The following is a 20,036-nucleotide window of genomic DNA, read 5'->3' as shown; positions in this document are numbered from 1 at the left end:
CTATGAGGGGTAAACCTGAACTAAAAATAGAATCAGAAAAAGTATATAAAACGAAGAAAAACCCTAATGGAATGTTTGTAGCGAAAATACTACAACTTCCAAAAGAAGAAGATAAATTAGATTTTGTTCTTATTCTGCAAAACAGAAAAACGAAAAAAGTTATTTATAACAAAGTTTTAATATCAACTGATAACGACTATTATTCTTTCCGACTGGCTCGTGGGAATATTGAATGGTCCTCCTTATATACTGTTACGGTATGGGATGGACTTGGGCATCAATTAGTAGAAGTATCAGCCTTAACTGGTAAAGAAAACTATTTCATTTCTGATGAGCATTGTTCCGCATATCGGGAGTAATCCAAAATAAAAGGGAAGCCGAATCGGCTTCCCTTTTTACTCCGCGCCTTCCGCAGTCGCAATATTATCCTCTAAGTTTTCTCTAGATAATGCAGCCGCCATAAAGTCAGCTGTTTCTGGAAGTGCTAAATGCATATGAGCTTTTTGACAAATTTGAATCGTACAGTTTTCAACAACATAGTCGAAAACATGTCCACCTCCACTTCTTTCATCATCAATATAATGTAAGTGGAAACCAGCTACACCAATACCTTGCGCATAATCTGGTGTCCAAAATCCAGCTAGCGTACCTTCTGTATTTTCAAATGAGAAGATTGGCTGTGATTTCGTCACTTCAACGAGCGGTGTATACGGTTTTTTTTGTCTTGGAACAGTTCTCGTTCTTACTTCACGGAACGTACCATCCATTCGAATACCGTAAAATAAGTTTTTACTCGGCATTAATTCATGTAATAAAGCTTCCACTTCTTCACGATTCATTGGATGCTCTACTGTATAACTCATTTCTTTTTCGAAAAACGTTACAGTCGCAAATGGCGTTGTTTCTTCTGGTTCTACTTTTTCTGCTGAACCGTCTGAACGTAAATGATAAAATTCATTATCAAATGCGATCATTTCACCATCTAGTTGATCAAATGTGCCGATGCCGAAATCACCACGTTCTTTTAGTTCCTCAAAGCTAATCACACCATCATATATACCATCTAATAGCGCAAGCATTGTAGATGTTTGATATACTTCGTTATTCGTTTTCGTTCTTTTTGCATCAATATCAAGTAATTGCGCAACAGTCATCTCAACCATGCCTCCATTAGTTTAATTGGTTTGGTAATAATTTTTCGCTTAATTTAATGTTATCACGGTAATCAATTGGAATATCAATAATGACAGGGCCGTCTGCTGCTAGTGCTTCTTTTAATACTCCCTCTAATTCATCTGGCGTGTTCACACGAAGACCTGTCGCACCGAAACTTTCTGCATATTTCACAAGATCAACATCGCCAAACTCTGTAGCTGATGTTCTACCGTATTTCATCATTTGTTGGAACGCAACCATATCATACGTACCGTCTCTCCATACAAGATGTACGATCGGAGAATTTAAACGTACTGCTGTTTCTAACTCCATCGAAGAGAATAAGAAACCACCATCACCTGACACGGAAACAACTTTTTTTCCCGGCTCAACTAAAGTAGCGGCAATTGCCCAAGGTAGTGCAACCCCTAACGTTTGCATACCGTTACTAAATAATAGTCTACGTGGTTCATAAGAACGGAAACATCTCGCCATCCAAATAGAATGGGAACCGATGTCACACGTAACAGTTGTATCGTCACTAATTAAAGAACGAAGTGTGCGAATCACTTGAAGCGGATGCGTAACACCTTCAGAAGCACGGTTTGGAACTTCTGCTTGTTCTGATAATTTCGCGCGTAATCGTTCTAACACTGCTTCTGATTTCGTACTTAATACAAGTTTCGGTAATTTTTCTGCGATGCTATTTACAGTTAAGGCAATATCGCCAATTAATTCACGCTCTGGTTGATAGTCATGGTCGATATCCGCTTGATGGTCGTCAAGATGAATAATCGTTCTATCACCAAGTTTATTCCAAAATTTCGGATCATACTCGATTGGATCATAACCGATAGAAATAACAAGGTCTGCTTCTTCTAGTAAAATATCACCTGGTTGGTTACGGAATAATCCAACACGGCCGAAGAAATGATCTTCTAACTCCCGCGAAATTGCACCAGCTGCTTGATATGTTTCAACGACAGGAAGTTCTGTATCTGCAATTAATTTACGAACGGCTTTCGTCACTTCATTTGTGCTCGCTCTCATACCGAGTAAAATAACTGGTAATTTTGCTGATTTTATTTTTTCTACTACATATGTAACATCATGTGTGGGAGCGATTCCAAGCTGTGGCTTAGAAAGCGCACCGATAGACTCTACATTCGTTTCCGCAGTCATAACGTCTTGCGGAAGACTTACTAAAGTAGCGCCTGGATTTGTAGAAGTCGCACTTCGGAATGCATTTGATAGTGCTTCTGGTACATTATCCGGATGCTCTACTTCTACGCTATATTTTGTGATTGGTTCGAATAGTGCAGCATTATCCATAGATTGATGCGTACGTTTTAATCTATCAGTACGCGGAACTGCACCAGCTAAAGCAACAACGGGATCACTCTCCGCATTCGCAGTAACAAGACCTGTCGCTAAATTCGATGTTCCTGGTCCTGAAGTTACAAGACACACACCCGGTTTCCCTGTTAATCTACCAATCGCAGCTGCCATAAATGCTGCGTTTTGTTCATGACGACAAACAATTAACTCTGGTCCTCTTTCTTGCAGTACATCAAATACAGAGTCAATCTTCGCTCCTGGAATACCGAAAACATGTGTAACACCTTGTTTAATTAAACAATCAACAACAAGATCTGCTCCTTTTGTTTTTGTCTTCACGTCGTTTGCTTTTACACCTGTACTCAAACTAATCATCCCTTTATTTCATAATGTGTGTAATAAAGATTTTTAATTTCACCTAGTTAATTAACGTGGTGAAGTATTGTTTATCATTATATTACAAATGCATTATTTTTCCAACAATATGAATTCGACAGTTTTTTGACAGTCATTAAGGAATACGCTTACAACCCTTTATTTATCCTAAAATAATATTTTTATATCTCCTCAAAAAAAGCTGAAAAAATCCCCATCTCATCACATTATTAAAAAAATAACAGTACCTTGCAAAGAACACTACTAAATGATATATTTGTAAATATTGGAATACCTATTAATTGGAATGACGTTTACAATTCGTATATCTCCCTTTCAAAAAAGAGAGAATTCTCAGCTGTAATTCATCATTGTATAAAGGAAAGTGATTATTATGAACAAAAGTGAATTTTTGGAACAACTTAGTTCTTCCCTGCGGAATATGCCTAATGTAGAAAAAAAAGATATTATTTCAGAGTACGAAACTCATTTTATCAGTGGTAAACAAGATGGGAAATGTGAAGAAGAAATTTCTAGAAAGCTAGGAAACCCTAAAACTATTGCTAAAGAACTTAATGTTTCATATGCAATACAAAACGCGGACAAGAAACGAAGCTTTAAAAATATGATAACCGCACTATTTTCTGTTATGAGCTTAAGTGTTTTAAACTTTGCCTTTATCATTATCGCCTTTTTCGTACTACTCTTTTTATTACCGATTCTTCTAGCGCTGATCATTGCCACTCCATTATTAATCATTTCACCTATTTTATTAACAGGATTAGGATTTTTTAAAGGATTTCATCAAATTAGTTATTCCGATGTTTATAATGTTTTCATCGCTTTTTGCGGCGGTTTACTCATATCCGTCATATGTTATCAAATGGTCAAACATCTATACGCACTTTTAGTAAAGTATTTGAAATGGAATATAGCTATTTTACAAAGACACTAATGAATGTAAAAGGAGATTAAAATGAAGAAATATACTTTATATTCACTCATGCTGCTTACTCTTTTATTTCTACCAGCTTGTTCAAACAATGCACAACCTAAGGAAGAAAACGATGTGCAATCTATTAAAGATGTGACGATTAAAATTCCAGAAACTATATTCACTTCCTCAAAAAAGAATGAAACTATTAACGAAGACGAAATGAAACAAAATATAAAAAATTATTTAGATTATAGCGGAGAGTTATACGAAAACATCGTTCCACTTTCGTCAGCCATGTCTGACGAGAGTGTCACTGAATCTGATCGAGAGAAATTAAAAAAACTAGTAGATTTAGCACAACAAAACGATGCGAACTTCCATGATTTTATTAGCAACAATACACTCCCTGATGATTACAAACAGCCTTCAAAGGAAATTCATGATTATATTTCCGCGTCTACCGCACTTTCAGTAGAACTAGATCAGGAAATAGACAAACTCGCTCAAGATGGTAACTTATTCAAAACTGATTTTTCTTTTACAAAGCGCCTTGAGAAAGTTAACGGGAGAAAGCAAAAAGAAATTGAAAAGTTTTTGAAGGAAAAGAATATTAAGACGGAGTATTTCCACAAATAACAAACAAAAAAGATGCCCCTATACAGGGGCGTCTTCTACTATTACGCTTGTTGTTGCGCGTTATATAAATCTTCAAGTGGCTTCATGATAATTTTGTTAACGTCAGTGATAACGATGTTTAGGCGTTGTTCAGTTTCCATTAACTTTGTGATTTTAGCATCTTGTTGAATGCGAACTACAACTTCTTGTGCTTGTTGGTTATCTTCTTCAGTGATCTCTTGACCTTGCATCATTTTTTGTTGTAGGCCAAGTTGCATTGTACGGAACTCATCGAATAAGTTCTTTGAAGCTGTATCAGCCTGAACTGCTGCGTAGCTCTCTTTTAACGTTTTGAAATCTTCGTTTTCAGCGATTGCTTTTTGTAATTCATATGCTACATCATGAATGTTTTTTGTCATTTTATTTTTCCTCCTTTAGAAGGCTAGCGCTTTTCTCTCGCACTGCCTTTTACGTGCATTTACATACGCACCTCTTCTTACCATATCAAACTATGCAAGAGATGTGAAGAAATTTCACTTTTATTTGTATGTACGTATCTTATTATTTAAGAAACAACAGTAATAACCCTTGCACGATTCCAATCATTCCGCCTAATAAGGCACCTAAATACGTAATCATTTTTAGTTCATTTTTTGTAATGGATAGAACTAAATCTTCTAGTCTCTCTGTTGAAAATGTGGATACTTCTTGCTGGACAATTTCCGCCAAGTGGAGATTATTTAGTATACTTTCTACGTTTTCTGTTCCCCACTTCAAGCCTTTCGTTACTGCGCTTGGGACTACTTTTCCCATAATTGTTTCTCGAATCGGTTCACATACTTGCTGCACAGATTGGTTTAAAAACTTATTCACTGTTTCCTCAACTTTAACTGCAGACAATATGGAGTTTACAATCATTTCTTTTTCTACAAACGTTTCTACTTCTTTTACATCTCTTCCTTTTAACTTTTCCCACTCTTTTAGTAGTACATCGGTTAAAAGCTGCTTTGTGCCATCTTGCCCTAAAAACTTAATGACTTCTGGCTGCACACGATCCACTACACTTACATTCCCTAAAAACATTCCGACTAAGTTTAATAACGTCCCGCGAGAAGCAAAGAAATCATCAATCATTTTTGAAAGACGAGCTTTCCCTTCTTCACTTTCAAAAAAACTGATTCCTCGATCTAAAATAAACGCTGAGACATTTGGGATCGCATTCTCGATTTTTTCATGAACAGAATGAGGTAAAGCCTGTTCCCATGTATATGTATAGTACTCCGCTAAAAATGCCTCTATTTTTTCTATAATCACACGCTCGATTTTCTCGATTGCTTCTTTTTCTACATGCGCTACATTCCATTTTTCTAACATTTGTCGTAACGATTGTTCATTCGTAATTACTTTATCCACTTCTACTTGTGCCCAGTGAATTAAGCTTTTTTGAAACTCTTCATTTGTTAGCTTCTTTCCGATTCCTTCTGGCGTTAACAAATGCTCTACAACCATTTTCCCTAATTGAACAGCAAGCTCATCGCGGCGTTTCGGAATTAACCCTGGTGTAAATGGAACTTGAAACTTTCCAATATAAATAGGGCGATGAGGACGAAATAACATTTTTATCGCTAAATGATTTGTGAATCCTCCGATAATTGCTCCGAGCCCTGTCGTCGTTAACATACTTAACCATATATTCATTACAATCAACCTTTCGCTTCTCCAAAACTATAGCATATCATCATACGGACAAAAGTATAATGGTATAAAAACGTATTTGCAATATATAGCTTCGCCTATTGTGCCAACATTTTGTTAGTAAAGGAGTGATTTCGTTGGTTCTCGGTATTTTAACTTCTCACCCTCATTATGAGCAAATGTATTACACCGAAATCGCTAAACGCGCTCGGCTTTATCATAATGTCGTTGCCCAGTTTACGCCATTTGGTATTGATCCTAAAACAGATCTTATTTCTGGTCTGATTTATGATACTGATACAGGAAAATGGAAAGAGCAAACATTCCCTATTCCTTCTTATATATACGATCGTTCTTCTTTTAACGAGGAAACAGACTTTGAAAAAGCAAAATCAATTATTCAATCATTACACAACCGTCCTACCACTACCTTTTTAAATAACACACTCATTGACTTAAGCGAACTACATGATGTATTTCTCACGAATAAAAAATTATCTCCTTATATACCAAAATTTGAAATAGCAACGATACAAAATATTTTTAAACTGTTATTAAAAACAAAAGATATTATTATACGTCCTACTAACACACATTCCAATGAAAGTCTGTACCGGGTCGCTTACAAAAACAAAACGTTTCATGTCGATACAATAAATGACGACTATCACACTTCTACTCCAATCAAGCGGACAGATGAATTTATATCTTGGTACAAACGTAATATACGATCAGCACGTTACATCACCCATACCATGCTGCAGCCACCAAATCAATTAACATACCCACTCCATATTCGAACCATTTTGCAAAAGAATAAAGAACAACAGTGGAATGCTATTGGCCAATTTATACAAAAAAGCTCATTTCCGAATCAACTTTTACTTTCGGCAACGGATGATTCCTCGCTGCATTCATTTTCAAAAGTTAAATACGTATTATCTAGTACCGGTGTACAATTATTACAGGACGCTTTATACGACATTATAAATGAAGTGTTTCAAACATTAGATCAATCTTATTCTTCGTTATTCGAGCTAGAGCTTTCCACCATTATGGATCAAAAAGGGGCAATTTGGCTTATGTATGTCAACACGATTCCCCCATACGAACATTACATTCGTCATAGTGATGCATTAGCCGAAAAAATATATCACGGACCACTAAAGTTTAGTCGCTTCACACCATAATGAAAGGGGGTAAACCCATTTTGAAAGAGCATATATATACATTAAATATTTCAGATGAGCATCCAAATAGTATTACTTTACCTTATATTTTTTCCATTACACCACCCATTACATCCCTTTCCTTCGGCGTACGCCATGTTGCAAGTGAAGAGGTGAAAATTCATTATTCCTTTACTCGCGAAATCATTATCGGACAACAAATTGCAGAGAAGCTTTTGCTTCCTCATTCCACTACTATCCATGCATTCACGCAAAATGAAACCATTATTTTCGGACCATTAATCGGGATTTTCACAACTGGTTTTAACGATGACTCTTCTAACCCTTTAGGAAACCGATCAACTTCTCTTGGCGAGTTACTAACGCCGCCATTCGCCTTGCGACCATTTGTATTCGTTTTTGGTGTGCAACATATAGACTGGGAAGATGAAACAATTGAAGGGTATTTCTTTCAAGAAGGGCAATGGATTAAGAAAAAAGTCCCGTTACCGAATGTCATTTACGATCGATTACCAAATCGTAAAGCCGAAAATTATAAACCAATCGTAAGAGCAAAAAGAAAATTAGAGCATGACTATGCTATTCCATGGTTTAATCCAGGATTTTTCAATAAATGGGAAGTACATCAACTTCTTATGAAAGATGAATCCATTATTCCCTTATTACCAAACACGGAAGCATTTCAACATTTCGAACAAGTAGAACGATTTCTTGGCACGTATAAATCTGTTTACATGAAACCGATACACGGTAGCTTTGGGAGAAACATTCATCAAATATTTTACTCTCAAACAGAGAATTGCTACTACTGTCGTTATCGCGAAAATGAAGAAAATAAACTAAGAAAGTATCAATCATTAGAAACGCTTCTGAACCATGTGTTAAAAGGACATGATTTAAAAAAGTTTATCGTACAACAAGGTATTTCCTTACTTCGCTTCGATGGGCAACCTGTTGATTTTCGCATTCATACAAATAAAAATCATTTCGGCCAGTGGATGGTCAGTGCAATCGTTGCAAAAATTGCTGGGAAAGGTAGCTTAACAACGCATGTAAATAGCGGTGGCGATACAAAATTACTGCAAGAACTTTTTCCAGATTCAACGAAACAAGTTCAGATTGAAAATAAATTAAAACATACAGCCTTACAAATCAGTTACGCGCTCGATGAACAAGTAACCGGAAATATCGGAGAGATTGGTTTTGATATCGGTTTAGACACAGGGGAAAACCCGTGGCTCTTTGAAGCAAACTCTAAACCTGGGCGAACTGTATTCCAAGATGAAAAGTTAAAAGAACAAAGTGAACTGACGCGCCAATTATTTTACGAATATGCCATCTACTTAACTGAACATTCTTTGCGCGATGCAAAAGAAAAAATGTCTCAAATAAAATCCGGAGCTCCATCAAACACCGAACATATCCCGTCTCCTATGATTCACTCGCAAATACGAAAACAAAAACTTCCACCTCATTCATAAGGTGGAAGTTTTCTATTTACACAAGTTTTACTACAACTTCTGTTTCCACATTACACATCCCGCAATAAAAAACATGATTGCAGTACTCTTGTGAATTACTATGTGTTAAACCATCTACTGCACTCAATAATTCTTGATCCATATACGCACTATAATCGTCTATGTAATCTACAGTTTTCCCATAATCTTGGAGTATACCTTGGCAATTTTGACAAGAATATGTTTGTGATTCTAATGCGTTGCAAAGCGGGCAAATTCCCATCACGATTCCTCCATACGTTATCATTTACAAGCAGATAGATTGAAGAGAGCATCTAGCCGTGCATAGGAGCGTCCTGTCCCACCCCTACTTAGAATAGAACTATAAAGTTGCTACCGATTTAATTTTAGTAAGTCATAAATAAGCAGTTAATGATTTGCCCCACAATAGCGGGATACAAAAAGAAAAACATATTTCATATCGCTCTTAGTTTAGCCTTCTTTCTAAAAAATACAACGATTACTCTTATTTCATAATTTACGAAACCACTAAGACTTTTTTACAAAATTTACAAATTATTATTTCGTATATCTTTCTAGGTAACATCCATACTATGAGTACAAACTTAATTACCGATGGATTAGCGCCAAACGGGGCGATAATCTGGTTCAAATCCAGCTAGTCCAACCAAAAAAATTTTTATAACTCTAAGGAGGATATATTCCTATGGCAAACCAAAGTTCTTACAATCAATTAGTAGTACCAGGAGCAACAGCTGCAATCGATCAAATGAAGTACGAAATCGCTCAAGAATTTGGTGTACAATTAGGAGCAGATTCTACGGCTCGCGCTAACGGTTCAGTTGGTGGAGAAATTACAAAACGTCTAGTTGCAATGGCTGAACAAAGCCTTGGCGGATTCCAAAAATAAATATATATGGCAAAAAGGTCTCAGGGTATATACCCTGAGACCTTCCTTCATTTACTGCAACATTTGTAAAAACTTTTTCGTGCGTTCTTCTTTTGGATTTGTAAATACATCTTCTGGTGTACCTTGTTCGACAACGACACCGCCATCCATGAAAATAACGCGGTTCGCAATTTGATGCGCAAAACGCATTTCGTGCGTGACAATAACCATCGTCATGCCTTCTTTAGCAAGTTCTTTCATGACTTTCAGAACTTCTTGAACGAGTTCAGGATCAAGTGCTGACGTTGGCTCATCAAATAGTAACACTTCCGGCTCCATCGCAAGCGCGCGAGCAATTCCAACGCGCTGTTGTTGTCCGCCTGATAATTGGAACGGATATAAGTCTACTTTATCCGCAAGACCAACTTTTTCAAGGAAATAGTTTGCTTTTTTCTTCGCTTCTTCTTTCCCCATCTTTTTCACTGTAACGAGCCCTTCCATTACATTTTGAAGTGCTGTTAAATGCGGAAATAGATTATGGTGCTGGAATACCATACCTGTTTGCGTACGAAGATTGACAATATCTTTCTTCGATACTTTTTGAGAGAAGTCGAGCTCTTTATTACCGATGCGAATATTACCAGCGTTTGGCGTTTCTAGCACGTTGAGACAACGCAGGAATGTCGTTTTACCAGATCCAGATGGGCCGATAATAACAACAACCTCCCCCTTCTCAACGGATAGATCTATATGTTTTAGTACGGTATTGTCTCCGAAACTTTTTTGTAAATGTTGAATTGAAATCATAAAAACAAAAACTCCTTTTATGAAAGGGTTATTTTAGAGTGTAACGTTCTGAACGTTTTTCTAATATTTGTTGCACAATAGATAATAAGAAGCAAATTGCCCAATAAATTAGACCTGCTTCGAAATAAACAATTAAAAACTCATAGTTCATTGCCGCAATTTCCTGCGCTTTTCGGAACATTTCTGTTACTAAAATTAACGATGCTAATGAAGTATCCTTCACTAAACTAATAAATGTATTCGAAAGCGGCGGGATAGATACACGCGTTGCTTGTGGTAAAATAACACGTTTTAATGCTTGCGGGTATGTCATCCCAATTGTGTAAGCTGCTTCCCACTGTCCTTTCGGGATTGAAAGGATAGAAGCACGAATAATTTCAGATGCATACGCACCAACATTTAACGAAAATCCAATAACTGCTGCTGTATACGGCTCAACTTCAATATTAAGAGTTGGAAGACCATAGAAAATAATAAATAATTGTACAAGAAGTGGCGTTCCGCGAATGATAGATACATAGATACGAGCAATCCATTGTAAAATACGACTACCTGAAATACGCGCGAGCGCCGTTAACGTCGCAAGTATAATCCCGATAATAAATGTAATAAGCGTTAATGGAATTGTCGTAAACACAGCTTCCTTCAGCATAGGCATGAAGGAAGACTGCATAATATCTATCCAAGTAGACAATCGATCTGAAATCAACGCACTACTTAGATACATTTTCACCGAACCATTTTTTCGCTATTTTATCGTACGTACCATCTTTTTTCATATCTTCTAACGCTTTATTTACTTCTTGTACTAGCTTGTCGCTACCTTTACGGAATAAGAATCCACTTTGTGACGCTTCTTTTTCTGTATCTACAATTTTAATTTTTGCATCTTTTTTCGTTTCTAAGTAGTTCAACACTGATAATTTATCATTAATTGTGAAATCAACACGACCAGTGTTTAATAATTCTGCAGCTTGGCTAAAGCCTTCTACATTCGTGATTTCTGCGCCATTTTTCTTAGCAATATCTGCATAGTTACTTGTTAAAGATTGTGCTGCTTTTAATCCTTTTACATCAGCAAATGTAGCCGGTTTATCTTTATCTTTCGCAATAACTAATACCGCTGAAGATGATACGTATGGGCTAGAGAAGTCATATTTCTTTTGACGATCTTCACGAATACCAACTTCGTTTGCAACCATATCGAAACGTTTTGCATCTAGACCAGCAAGTAAGCTATCCCATTGTGTTTCTTTAAATACAGGTTTTACTCCTAAACGTTTTGAAACTTCTTCTGCTAATTCAACATCAAATCCAGTTAATTTATTGCTTGAATCGTGGAATGTGAACGGTGGATATGTACCTTCTGTTCCAATTACAAGTTCACCACTTTGTTTTATCTTTTGTAACGCATCTTGATTAGCTGTATCTTTTTTCTCTTCTTTACCACAGCCCGCTACAATCCCGATCGCTAATGTAGTTACTGCAAGTACTGAAAATAATTTTTTCATGATGGTAATCCTCCAAGTATTCTGATAGGAATTTAAAAACTATATTGATTGTATGCAATCTTGAACAATTTTTCAATGAAAATGTTCTTATTTAGTTTATCCTTTTTCTTCATAATCAAACAAAAGGGGAAAATAACGCTACATACAAAAAATAAGTAACATTTTTTAATATAGCATTTATAAAGAAAAAGGTAAAACAATACTTCTTATTTAACTGTCACGATTTATTGAAGAATCGATATGTTCACCAATAAAAAAAGAACTTGCGATTTTCGCAAGTTCTTCCTCTTCTTAAGCACTCTGGTTTCCTTCCATTTGCGTTTTGTACATATCGTAATAACGCCCGCGCTTTTTCATTAGTTCATCATGAGAGCCTTTTTCTAAAATCGTTCCTCTATCAAGCACAATAATTTGATCTGCGCTTTTAATTGTTGAAAGTCGGTGAGCGATAATAAATGTCGTTCTTCCTTTTTTCACAACTTCTAGCGCTTGTTGAATCATCGCTTCTGTCTCTGTATCAATACTAGACGTTGCTTCATCTAAAATTAAAATGGCTGGATCAAAAGCGAGTGCCCTAGCAAACGAAATAAGCTGACGTTCTCCAGTGGAAAGCGTACTTCCCTTTTCTGTAATTTCTTCATTTATATTGTTCGCAAACCGTTCCGCACCAACATCACGCAATGCTTTTACGATGCGATCTTTTGAAATTTTTTCGTTCTCTAAGCTAACATTAGATGCCACTGTCCCGCTAAATAAAAACGGATCTTGCAGTACGATTCCCATATGTTCACGCGTTGCTTGTTTCGGCATCTCTTTTACGTCGTGACCGTCAATCGTAAGCTTTCCTTTTTCAAACTCATAAAACTGAAAGAGTACATTCATAATGGAGCTTTTTCCTGATCCCGTATGACCGACAAGCGCTACTGTCTCGCCTTGCTTTGCTTCAAAAGAAATATTTTTTAACACTTCATCTTTTCCATTATAAGAAAACGATACATTATCAAACTTCACATTTCCTTGTAAGCGAGGCATACGTTCTTCTTCTACCGCTTCCCCTTTTTCCTCTAGCAATTCAAAAACACGCTCTGATGCAACACGCGATTGTTCTAAATTAGCAAGCTGATTTACCATATTTGTAATCGGTGAGAACAATCGTGTTAAATAATCAACGAACGCATACAGTATCCCTAGAGAAATGACGCCTGTAGCACTTAATGAAGCACCACCGAAATACCAAATCACACCTGTGAAAGCGATATTCCTTAATACAGAAACTAAGTTATGAGAAGTTGCTGCATTTAAATTCAAAATTTTATTTTGATACTTAAAATAATCGCCATTTAATTCTTCAAACTCTTTTTTCGTTTCACGCTCTTGACGAAACGCTTGAATAATTGGCATCCCTTGAATGGATTCATTCACTGTTCCATTAATATCAGATAAACGTGAACGCATTTTATGATTGTATACAGACGCATACTTTCTATAAAGAATTGCCCAAACGATTAAAATCGGGATAATAAGTAAACATAACGTCGCCAATTTTACATCGAGTAAAAATAGCGCAGCGAATATCCCGATAATATAAATGATACTAGAGACGAATGTCGCAAGTACCGTTACGTATAAATCACGAATGGCTTCCGTATCATTCGTGACACGCGATACAATTTTCCCTGCTGGTAAATGATCGAAATACCGAATCGGCAACGTTTGAATATGAGAAAAGACATCTTCCCTCATAATTTGAATAATTTTGTTCGCTGCCTTCTGTAAGAAAAATTGCTTTCCGTATGCAAATAATGAAACGACTACTAATAAAGCGAAATAGCCACCGCCAAGTAATAATAGACGGTTTATTTCTGGTTTATAAAAAGCAAACACTTCTTCTTTCGTTAATGCTTTCGCTTTATACACTTGCACCGCCTTACCATTTTGAACGGTAATCATATCACCTTTTACAGTACGTGAGCCTTCAGCATTCACTTTATTCGGCACAAAGTAATATTGAAAACCGACTTGTATCACGCGTACTTCTTTTCCTTTTTTCTCACCTTGTTCAAAGCGATCACTTCGCTTATAAAAGGTACCATTATACGAAACAGCCTCTTCACTCTTTTCTGTTTCATACCAAGGTTTCTCTATTCCAACGATATGATCGTCAATCATCGTTTTCGCGACGAAAGGACCAGCAAGCTCTGCGATGACGAAAATAAATAACATTAGCATCGCTGCAAAAATCGTCCCTTTTACTTTCATCGCATATTGGAACAATCGTTTTGATACGCTCATATTTTCACCCCACTATCCGCACTTTCACTTTCCCCTTGTTGTCTTTCAAACTGCTCAGCATACCAGCCTCCGCTTTTAATAAGCTGATCATGCGTACCCTCTTCCATTACTTCACCTTCATCCATAACGAGAATCCAATCCGCATGTTGTACGGCAGATAAACGGTGCGTCGTAATAATCGTCGTCTTTCCGCTTCTTTCTGTTCTTATATTGTCAATGATCGCTGCTTCCGTACGAGCATCAACAGCTGATAAAGAATCATCCAAAATTAAAATTTCTGGGTTTTGAATAACAGCTCGTGCAATTGAAATCCTTTGTTTTTGCCCTCCTGATAAAGAAACACCTTTCTCTCCAACGAGCGTTTCTAACCCTTCTGGTAAAAACTCTAAATCCTTTGTAAACGCCGCGATTTCAATCGCTTTCTCGAGTTCTTCTTCCGTCGCTTCTCGGTTTCCAAATAAAATATTTTCCCTCGCTGTTTTTGAGAACAAAATATGTTCCTGAGGTACATACCCAATCCACCCGAGTACATTTTCATTCGTTATGTTATCTAACGTAACATCAGAGACTGCAATATCCCCATCTCCAAGCGGATATTGACGAAGAAGCTGACGTACGAGCGTCGTTTTTCCGCTTCCTGTTTTTCCAACAACCCCAAGCGTTTCCCCTTGTTTTAATGTAAATGAAACCTTTTTTAAATTTGTTTCAGTTGATGAAGGATATGAAAAGGTAACGTCATCAAACTGAATATAATCCGGCTCTTGTACAAACTTTGAATTTTTCGGATCCTTTACATCCGGTTCATACGCTAACGTTTCATTCACACGGTCGAGTGACGCATTTCCTCTTTGCATAACATTAATTAATTCGCCAATTGCAAACATCGGCCAAATCATCATCCCTAAATACACGTTAAATGAAACAAGTTCACCAAGTGTCACCTTTGATTGAAATACAAGATACGCGCCATACACTAAACCAATTAAATAACTAAGACCAACAAGCATTTTCACAGTTGGCTGGAATAATGCATCAATTCTAGCTACCTTCATATTTTTTTCGTAGACATCATCTCCTAAATGATGAAATCTTTCTTGATCTGCATTTTCTTGTACGTATGCACGAATAACACGCACACCGGCGATCGATTCTAGTACCTTATCGTTCATATCACCAAATGCATCTTGCGCAACTGTAAATCTTTCATGCAATTTCTTTCCATATATATTCATCGCATACGCCATAATCGGAAGCGGTATAAGTGCCGCAAATGTAAGCTCCCAACTAATTGTAAATCCCATCATAAAGACAATCGTAAGCATATATAAACTCGAATCCACGAGCGTTAATATACCGAAACCAGCTGTCATAGCGATTGCTTTTAAATCATTTGTCGCTCTCGCCATTAAATCACCAGTACGATTTTTATGATAAAACGTCGGTGTCATTTTAAGTAAATGCCCCATAAATTTAGAGCGCATCGTCTTCTCCAGTACGAATGCACCACCAAATAATTGATGTTGCCAAACGAAAGTAAGACCATATCCTATTACCGTAACCCCTACTAAAATAAGAATAAATTGCATAATCGCTTCATTCGTTAACGTTCCTGTTTTTATGTTATCAATCGTAACCCCTAGCACTTTCGGGGGAATGACTTCAACTATATTTACAATTAAAAGAGCTCCAATGGCGATACTATATCTCTTCCAATGCTCTTTAAAAAACCATTTTAACTTTAGTAATACTGATAACAATGTAACCTCTCCCTTCTCGTTCTCGCTTATCTCTCATTCTTTATCCGCTATCCAGACCCATCACATTTACATTTCGTAATCCATACAATCTCATCACATTTTTCCACCTTCCAAAATTTTATATAGTAACATGGAAAACAAAAAAAAGCATACCGCCGCTTGACGATATGCACAGAAATGCATAAAAGCGTACGTTACGATATACGCAACGTACGCTTTTTATAAGACAAAGATGCCCTATATATCCGTACGGGTTGCGTAATGATATGAATGTTTTCTGCCATTTAACAGAGCTAAGCCCATTACATTTACGATTACAATCATTACGCACACCCCCTTCATTTATTTTCCATTTATAATCTTACAACTATATTGAGTATTCTGTCAATTATTTTTTTACCCACCGAATAAAAATATACGCTACATCATTTTGAAATAAGAGAATGTTCTGTAAGAAAGGGCATACAAAATAAAAAAAGAATAAGAAATCGTTTTCACAAACATTTCATTTGAAAAATGTTATCAAACCCCCTACAATCACCTTATACTCACTCTTACAAGTTGCTATTTTAGGAGGACTAATCATGACAACTAGCAATACGTACAAATTTTATTTAAACGGAGAATGGAGAGAAAGCTCTTCAGGAGAAACAATTGAAATTCCATCTCCATACTTACACGAAGTAATTGGACAAGTACAAGCAATTACTCGCGGAGAAGTAGATGAAGCAATTGCATCTGCAAAAGAAGCTCAAAAATCATGGGCAGAAGCTTCTCTACAAGATCGCGCAAAATACTTATATAAATGGGCTGATGAGCTCGTAAATATGCAAGATGAAATTGCCGATATCATTATGAAAGAAGTCGGTAAAGGATATAAAGATGCGAAGAAAGAAGTTGTTCGTACAGCTGATTTCATTCGTTACACAATTGAAGAAGCTTTACATATGCACGGAGAAAGCATGATGGGCGATAGCTTCCCTGGCGGAACGAAATCTAAACTTGCGATTATCCAACGCGCACCACTTGGTGTTGTATTAGCAATCGCACCATTTAACTACCCAGTAAACTTATCTGCTGCAAAACTTGCACCAGCATTAATTATGGGTAACGCGGTTATTTTCAAACCAGCAACTCAAGGTGCAATTAGCGGTATTAAAATGGTTGAAGCACTTCATAAAGCTGGCCTTCCAAAAGGTCTTGTAAACGTAGCAACCGGACGCGGTTCTGTAATTGGTGACTACTTAGTAGAGCATGCTGGCATCAATATGGTATCGTTCACAGGTGGTACAAACACAGGTAAACATTTAGCGAAAAAAGCTGCAATGATTCCACTTGTATTAGAACTTGGTGGTAAAGACCCTGGTATCGTTCGTGAAGATGCTGACTTACAAGATGCTGCAAACCATATCGTAAGCGGTGCATTCTCTTACTCTGGTCAACGTTGTACAGCTATTAAACGTGTACTGGTACACGAAAACGTAGCGGACGAACTTGTTAGCTTATTAAAAGCGCAAGTAGCTGAGCTATCAGTTGGATCTCCAGAACAAGACAGCACAATCGTTCCATTAATCGACGACAAGTCTGCTGACTTCGTTCAAGGCTTAGTTGATGACGCTGTTGAAAAAGGTGCAACAATTGTTATCGGTAACAAACGTGAGCGTAACTTAATTTACCCAACATTAATCGACCACGTAACAGAAGAAATGAAAGTTGCTTGGGAAGAGCCATTCGGCCCAATCCTTCCAATCATCCGTGTTTCTTCAGATGAGCAAGCAATTGAAATTGCTAACAAATCAGAGTTCGGCTTACAAGCAAGTGTCTTCACAAAAGACATTAACAAAGCATTTGCAATTGCTAACAAAATCGAAACTGGTTCTGTTCAAATTAATGGACGCACAGAGCGCGGCCCTGACCACTTCCCATTCATCGGTGTAAAAGGTTCAGGTATGGGCACACAAGGTATTCGTAAGAGCCTTGAGTCTATGACACGTGAAAAAGTAACTGTATTAAACTTAGTTTAATCTTATATGTAGAAGCTGATCTAATTTTGGATCAGCTTCTTTTTATATCAAATAATTATTCATTCCTAATGACAAACTCTTCTCTATAATCTGATTATTACTATATCCATTGACGTATAAAAATTCATTTGTTACTCTTAAATACGTTAATTTAATATTTAAATCCTCATTCGTATCTCGGTGAGGTAGAGGTTGCAATCATTAAGAGTATCATTTCAGGAGATGTAGTGGCATTGATGAAGAAATGAGAAAGGAATGGTTGCCGAAGTAAGTCGTGTCCACCATGCACACTTGCTGGGTCTGCATTTAATAAGTGCAGAACTGTCACAAACGTTTCGTTTGTGGAGAGCTATCGAGAGGTATGTCGTGGGTTTCTTATAAGATAGAAAGCATGTAGCGGCAAATTACGTGCTTTTTTTGTTTTGTTTGGGACTTCTCTTCTCTACTAAGAAGACATACATATCTCCTCGCTTGACTTGGTTATACTAACTTTGGAGGTATTTTCTATGCAACAAAAAAAATGGGGCTTTTGGGTACTAACAGCTTTCGTTGTCGGTAATATGGTTGGCGCTGGGATTTTCATGGTGCCAAGTACGTTGGCACAAACAGCAAGCCCTCTCGGTGTCACTTTAGCTTGGTTAACAACAGGGTTTGGTGTTTTAATGCTAGCTCTTGTTTTCGGTAATTTAGCAATTCGTCGTCCTGATTTAACGACAGGACCACAAAGTCATGCATATGCTTTATTCTCATCACCAAAAAAGAAAAAAATGGCTGGTTTCAGTATGGTATGGGGATATTGGGTTGCAAACTGGGCAAGTAACGTTGCCATCATTACATCTTTCGCGGGATATTTATCACTCTTCTTCCCAATTATGAAAGATACACGACTACTATTTTCAATCGGTTCTTTTGACATAGAAGTCGGAAAACTAATTACATTTACGATTTGTTCCATCTTACTTTGGGGAACTCATATTATATTAACAAACGGTGTAAGCGGAGCTGGAAAGCTAAACTTCTTAGCAACAACAACGAAAGTAACTGGATTCCTTTTATTCATCGTCGTTACGTTATTTGCATTCGAAGCTTCTAAGTTTGGACAATGGTACACACCGATGATCGATAAATCAGGTGTATCACACGGCCTTCTTTCCCAAGTAAACTTAGCTGCTCTTACAACGCTTTGGGCATTTATCGGTATTGAATCGGCAGTACTTTTATCAAACCGTGCTACCTCTCCCAAAACAGTAAAACGCGCAACAGTTGCGGGATTACTTATTACAGTTGCGATTTACTTAGGAATTACAATTTTAACAATGGGTGTACTTCACGTTGATAAATTACAAGCTTCTGAACGTCCATTAGCAGACGCATTAAACGCTGCAATGGGTCATGGCGGCGGGAAACTGATGGCATTACTTGCTCTTACTTCCCTATTCGGTTCTATCTTAGGCTGGATTTTATTAAGCTCGGAAGTACCATACCAAGCAGCAAAAGAAGGTTTCTTCCCTTCCTTCTTTACGAAAACAAATAAAAAAGGAAGCCCAATTTATTCATTACGACTAACAAACATTATGTCGCAAGTGTTCTTATTCTCAACACTATCAGGAACAATTGCGGAAGCTTATACATTCGTTATTACCGTATCAACACTGGCCTACCTCATTCCATATCTCGTTTCACCAATCTTCCAGTTAAAACTAGTTGCAACTGGTGAAACATATAAAAATGAAATGCGGGCAAGAATTACAGATGGTATAGTCGCAGTGATCGCACTTTGCTACGCACTATGGGTTATTAAAACCGGCGCATCCGATATAAAAACGTTCCTTCTCGGAATTGGTTTATTCGTAATCGGATTTGCTTTCTATCCATTAATGAATCGTGATCAGAAAAAAAATAACGAAAAGAAAAACGAGCAAGTTGCATAACGCAATTTGCTCGTTTTTTCTTTTGTAAAACATATATAA

At 37.0% G+C, this 20,036-nt stretch carries 18 protein-coding genes and 1 riboswitch; of the genes, 8 read left to right on the top strand and 10 right to left on the bottom strand.

The features are described from left to right. The first annotated feature begins 2 nt into the window (after positions 1-2). Positions 3-359, top strand: coding sequence for a hypothetical protein (locus tag KZZ19_RS04445; RefSeq protein WP_237982115.1), 357 nt, complete (start codon positions 3-5; stop codon positions 357-359). 36 nt (positions 360-395) lie between these two features. Here KZZ19_RS04445 and alsD read toward each other — a convergent pair whose 3' ends face one another. Both alsD and alsS read right to left on the bottom strand, forming a co-directional pair. Then, positions 396-1,154, bottom strand: a complete 759-nt coding sequence (alsD, locus tag KZZ19_RS04440; protein WP_237982116.1) for an alpha-acetolactate decarboxylase — start codon at positions 1,152-1,154, stop codon at positions 396-398. Between the two features lie 16 nt (positions 1,155-1,170). Next, on the bottom strand, positions 1,171-2,859 hold the full coding sequence (gene alsS / locus KZZ19_RS04435; RefSeq protein WP_237982117.1) for an acetolactate synthase AlsS: 1,689 nt from the start codon (positions 2,857-2,859) through the stop codon (positions 1,171-1,173). A 403-nt stretch (positions 2,860-3,262) separates the two neighbouring features. Here alsS and KZZ19_RS04430 point away from each other — a divergent pair, with 403 nt between their 5' ends. Continuing rightward, a complete protein-coding gene (locus KZZ19_RS04430) occupies positions 3,263-3,823 on the top strand; it encodes a DUF1700 domain-containing protein (protein WP_237982118.1) in 561 nt (186 codons plus the stop codon). A 21-nt stretch (positions 3,824-3,844) separates the two neighbouring features. Beyond that, positions 3,845-4,441: an NDxxF motif lipoprotein gene (locus KZZ19_RS04425; RefSeq protein ID WP_237982119.1), complete on the top strand. Its 597-nt coding sequence runs from the start codon at positions 3,845-3,847 to the stop codon at positions 4,439-4,441. 41 nt (positions 4,442-4,482) lie between these two features. Here KZZ19_RS04425 and KZZ19_RS04420 read toward each other — a convergent pair whose 3' ends face one another. Together KZZ19_RS04420 and KZZ19_RS04415 are read right to left on the bottom strand one after the other, a co-directional pair. Beyond that, positions 4,483-4,839, bottom strand: a complete 357-nt coding sequence (locus tag KZZ19_RS04420; RefSeq protein WP_088095297.1) for a YlbF/YmcA family competence regulator — start codon at positions 4,837-4,839, stop codon at positions 4,483-4,485. Positions 4,840-4,981: 142 nt separating this feature from the next. Continuing rightward, positions 4,982-6,118, bottom strand: a complete 1,137-nt coding sequence (locus tag KZZ19_RS04415) for a DUF445 domain-containing protein (protein ID WP_237982120.1) — start codon at positions 6,116-6,118, stop codon at positions 4,982-4,984. Between the two features lie 134 nt (positions 6,119-6,252). On the opposite strand from KZZ19_RS04415, the gene KZZ19_RS04410 reads away from it, so the two are divergent. Together KZZ19_RS04410 and KZZ19_RS04405 are read left to right on the top strand one after the other, a co-directional pair. Further along, positions 6,253-7,305: a YheC/YheD family protein gene (locus KZZ19_RS04410; RefSeq protein WP_237982121.1), complete on the top strand. Its 1,053-nt coding sequence runs from the start codon at positions 6,253-6,255 to the stop codon at positions 7,303-7,305. Between the two features lie 20 nt (positions 7,306-7,325). Beyond that, on the top strand, positions 7,326-8,786 hold the full coding sequence (locus tag KZZ19_RS04405) for a YheC/YheD family protein (protein WP_237982122.1): 1,461 nt from the start codon (positions 7,326-7,328) through the stop codon (positions 8,784-8,786). A gap of 16 nt (positions 8,787-8,802) precedes the next feature. Here the strand turns inward: KZZ19_RS04405 and KZZ19_RS04400 are convergent, their stop codons facing one another. Beyond that, entirely contained in the window at positions 8,803-9,048 is a 246-nt protein-coding gene (locus KZZ19_RS04400) for a hypothetical protein (protein WP_000510463.1), read from the bottom strand. Positions 9,049-9,492: 444 nt separating this feature from the next. On the opposite strand from KZZ19_RS04400, the gene sasP reads away from it, so the two are divergent. Then, positions 9,493-9,696: a small acid-soluble spore protein, SasP family gene (gene sasP, locus KZZ19_RS04395; protein WP_000013349.1), complete on the top strand. Its 204-nt coding sequence runs from the start codon at positions 9,493-9,495 to the stop codon at positions 9,694-9,696. A gap of 51 nt (positions 9,697-9,747) precedes the next feature. Here the strand turns inward: sasP and KZZ19_RS04390 are convergent, their stop codons facing one another. The 5 genes from KZZ19_RS04390 to KZZ19_RS04370 all read right to left on the bottom strand — a co-directional run bounded on the left by KZZ19_RS04390 (position 9,748) and on the right by KZZ19_RS04370 (position 16,042). Next, positions 9,748-10,482 carry an amino acid ABC transporter ATP-binding protein gene (locus KZZ19_RS04390; protein ID WP_000623593.1) on the bottom strand — a complete coding sequence of 245 codons (735 nt, stop codon included), beginning with the start codon at positions 10,480-10,482 and terminating at the stop codon, positions 9,748-9,750. Positions 10,483-10,510: 28 nt separating this feature from the next. Continuing rightward, positions 10,511-11,209: an amino acid ABC transporter permease gene (locus KZZ19_RS04385; protein WP_088095292.1), complete on the bottom strand. Its 699-nt coding sequence runs from the start codon at positions 11,207-11,209 to the stop codon at positions 10,511-10,513. Beyond that, complete coding sequence (locus tag KZZ19_RS04380; protein ID WP_016089167.1) at positions 11,196-11,993, bottom strand: amino acid ABC transporter substrate-binding protein; 798 nt, start codon at positions 11,991-11,993, stop codon at positions 11,196-11,198. The genes KZZ19_RS04385 and KZZ19_RS04380 overlap by 14 nt, the downstream gene beginning before the upstream one ends. A gap of 291 nt (positions 11,994-12,284) precedes the next feature. Then, a complete protein-coding gene (locus KZZ19_RS04375; RefSeq protein ID WP_237982123.1) occupies positions 12,285-14,285 on the bottom strand; it encodes an ABC transporter ATP-binding protein in 2,001 nt (666 codons plus the stop codon). Continuing rightward, entirely contained in the window at positions 14,282-16,042 is a 1,761-nt protein-coding gene (locus KZZ19_RS04370; protein ID WP_237982124.1) for an ABC transporter ATP-binding protein, read from the bottom strand. Before KZZ19_RS04370 ends, KZZ19_RS04375 begins: the two co-directional genes overlap by 4 nt. A 584-nt stretch (positions 16,043-16,626) precedes the next feature. Between KZZ19_RS04370 and gapN the strand changes: the two genes are divergently transcribed. Together gapN and KZZ19_RS04360 are read left to right on the top strand one after the other, a co-directional pair. Continuing rightward, a complete protein-coding gene (gene gapN / locus KZZ19_RS04365) occupies positions 16,627-18,066 on the top strand; it encodes an NADP-dependent glyceraldehyde-3-phosphate dehydrogenase (protein WP_128855695.1) in 1,440 nt (479 codons plus the stop codon). 178 nt (positions 18,067-18,244) lie between these two features. After that, positions 18,245-18,426: riboswitch (Lysine riboswitch) on the top strand. 146 nt (positions 18,427-18,572) lie between these two features. Further along, positions 18,573-19,997, top strand: a complete 1,425-nt coding sequence (locus KZZ19_RS04360; RefSeq protein ID WP_088095289.1) for an amino acid permease — start codon at positions 18,573-18,575, stop codon at positions 19,995-19,997. Positions 19,998-20,036: the final 39 nt, after the last annotated feature.

The organism is Bacillus thuringiensis (genome assembly GCF_022095615.2).
In the GTDB taxonomy this organism is placed as follows: domain Bacteria; phylum Bacillota; class Bacilli; order Bacillales; family Bacillaceae_G; genus Bacillus_A; species Bacillus_A cereus_AG.
This window is presented reverse-complemented; position numbering and strand designations above follow the sequence as displayed.

Excerpts from the sequence above, each read along its gene's own strand:
- KZZ19_RS04425 (WP_237982119.1), top strand. The coding sequence starts at position 3,845 with ATGAAGAAATATACTTTATATTCACTCATGCTGCTTACTCTTTTATTT.
- KZZ19_RS04430 (WP_237982118.1), top strand. The coding sequence starts at position 3,263 with ATGAACAAAAGTGAATTTTTGGAACAACTTAGTTCTTCCCTGCGGAAT.
- KZZ19_RS04400 (WP_000510463.1), bottom strand. The coding sequence starts at position 9,048 with ATGGGAATTTGCCCGCTTTGCAACGCATTAGAATCACAAACATATTCT.
- KZZ19_RS04445 (WP_237982115.1), top strand. The coding sequence starts at position 3 with ATGAGGGGTAAACCTGAACTAAAAATAGAATCAGAAAAAGTATATAAA.
- KZZ19_RS04380 (WP_016089167.1), bottom strand. The coding sequence starts at position 11,993 with ATGAAAAAATTATTTTCAGTACTTGCAGTAACTACATTAGCGATCGGG.
- KZZ19_RS04390 (WP_000623593.1), bottom strand. The coding sequence starts at position 10,482 with ATGATTTCAATTCAACATTTACAAAAAAGTTTCGGAGACAATACCGTA.
- KZZ19_RS04375 (WP_237982123.1), bottom strand. The coding sequence starts at position 14,285 with ATGAGCGTATCAAAACGATTGTTCCAATATGCGATGAAAGTAAAAGGG.
- KZZ19_RS04385 (WP_088095292.1), bottom strand. The coding sequence starts at position 11,209 with ATGTATCTAAGTAGTGCGTTGATTTCAGATCGATTGTCTACTTGGATA.
- KZZ19_RS04360 (WP_088095289.1), top strand. The coding sequence starts at position 18,573 with ATGCAACAAAAAAAATGGGGCTTTTGGGTACTAACAGCTTTCGTTGTC.
- gapN (WP_128855695.1), top strand. The coding sequence starts at position 16,627 with ATGACAACTAGCAATACGTACAAATTTTATTTAAACGGAGAATGGAGA.
- sasP (WP_000013349.1), top strand. The coding sequence starts at position 9,493 with ATGGCAAACCAAAGTTCTTACAATCAATTAGTAGTACCAGGAGCAACA.
- KZZ19_RS04420 (WP_088095297.1), bottom strand. The coding sequence starts at position 4,839 with ATGACAAAAAACATTCATGATGTAGCATATGAATTACAAAAAGCAATC.
- KZZ19_RS04415 (WP_237982120.1), bottom strand. The coding sequence starts at position 6,118 with ATGAATATATGGTTAAGTATGTTAACGACGACAGGGCTCGGAGCAATT.
- alsD (WP_237982116.1), bottom strand. The coding sequence starts at position 1,154 with ATGACTGTTGCGCAATTACTTGATATTGATGCAAAAAGAACGAAAACG.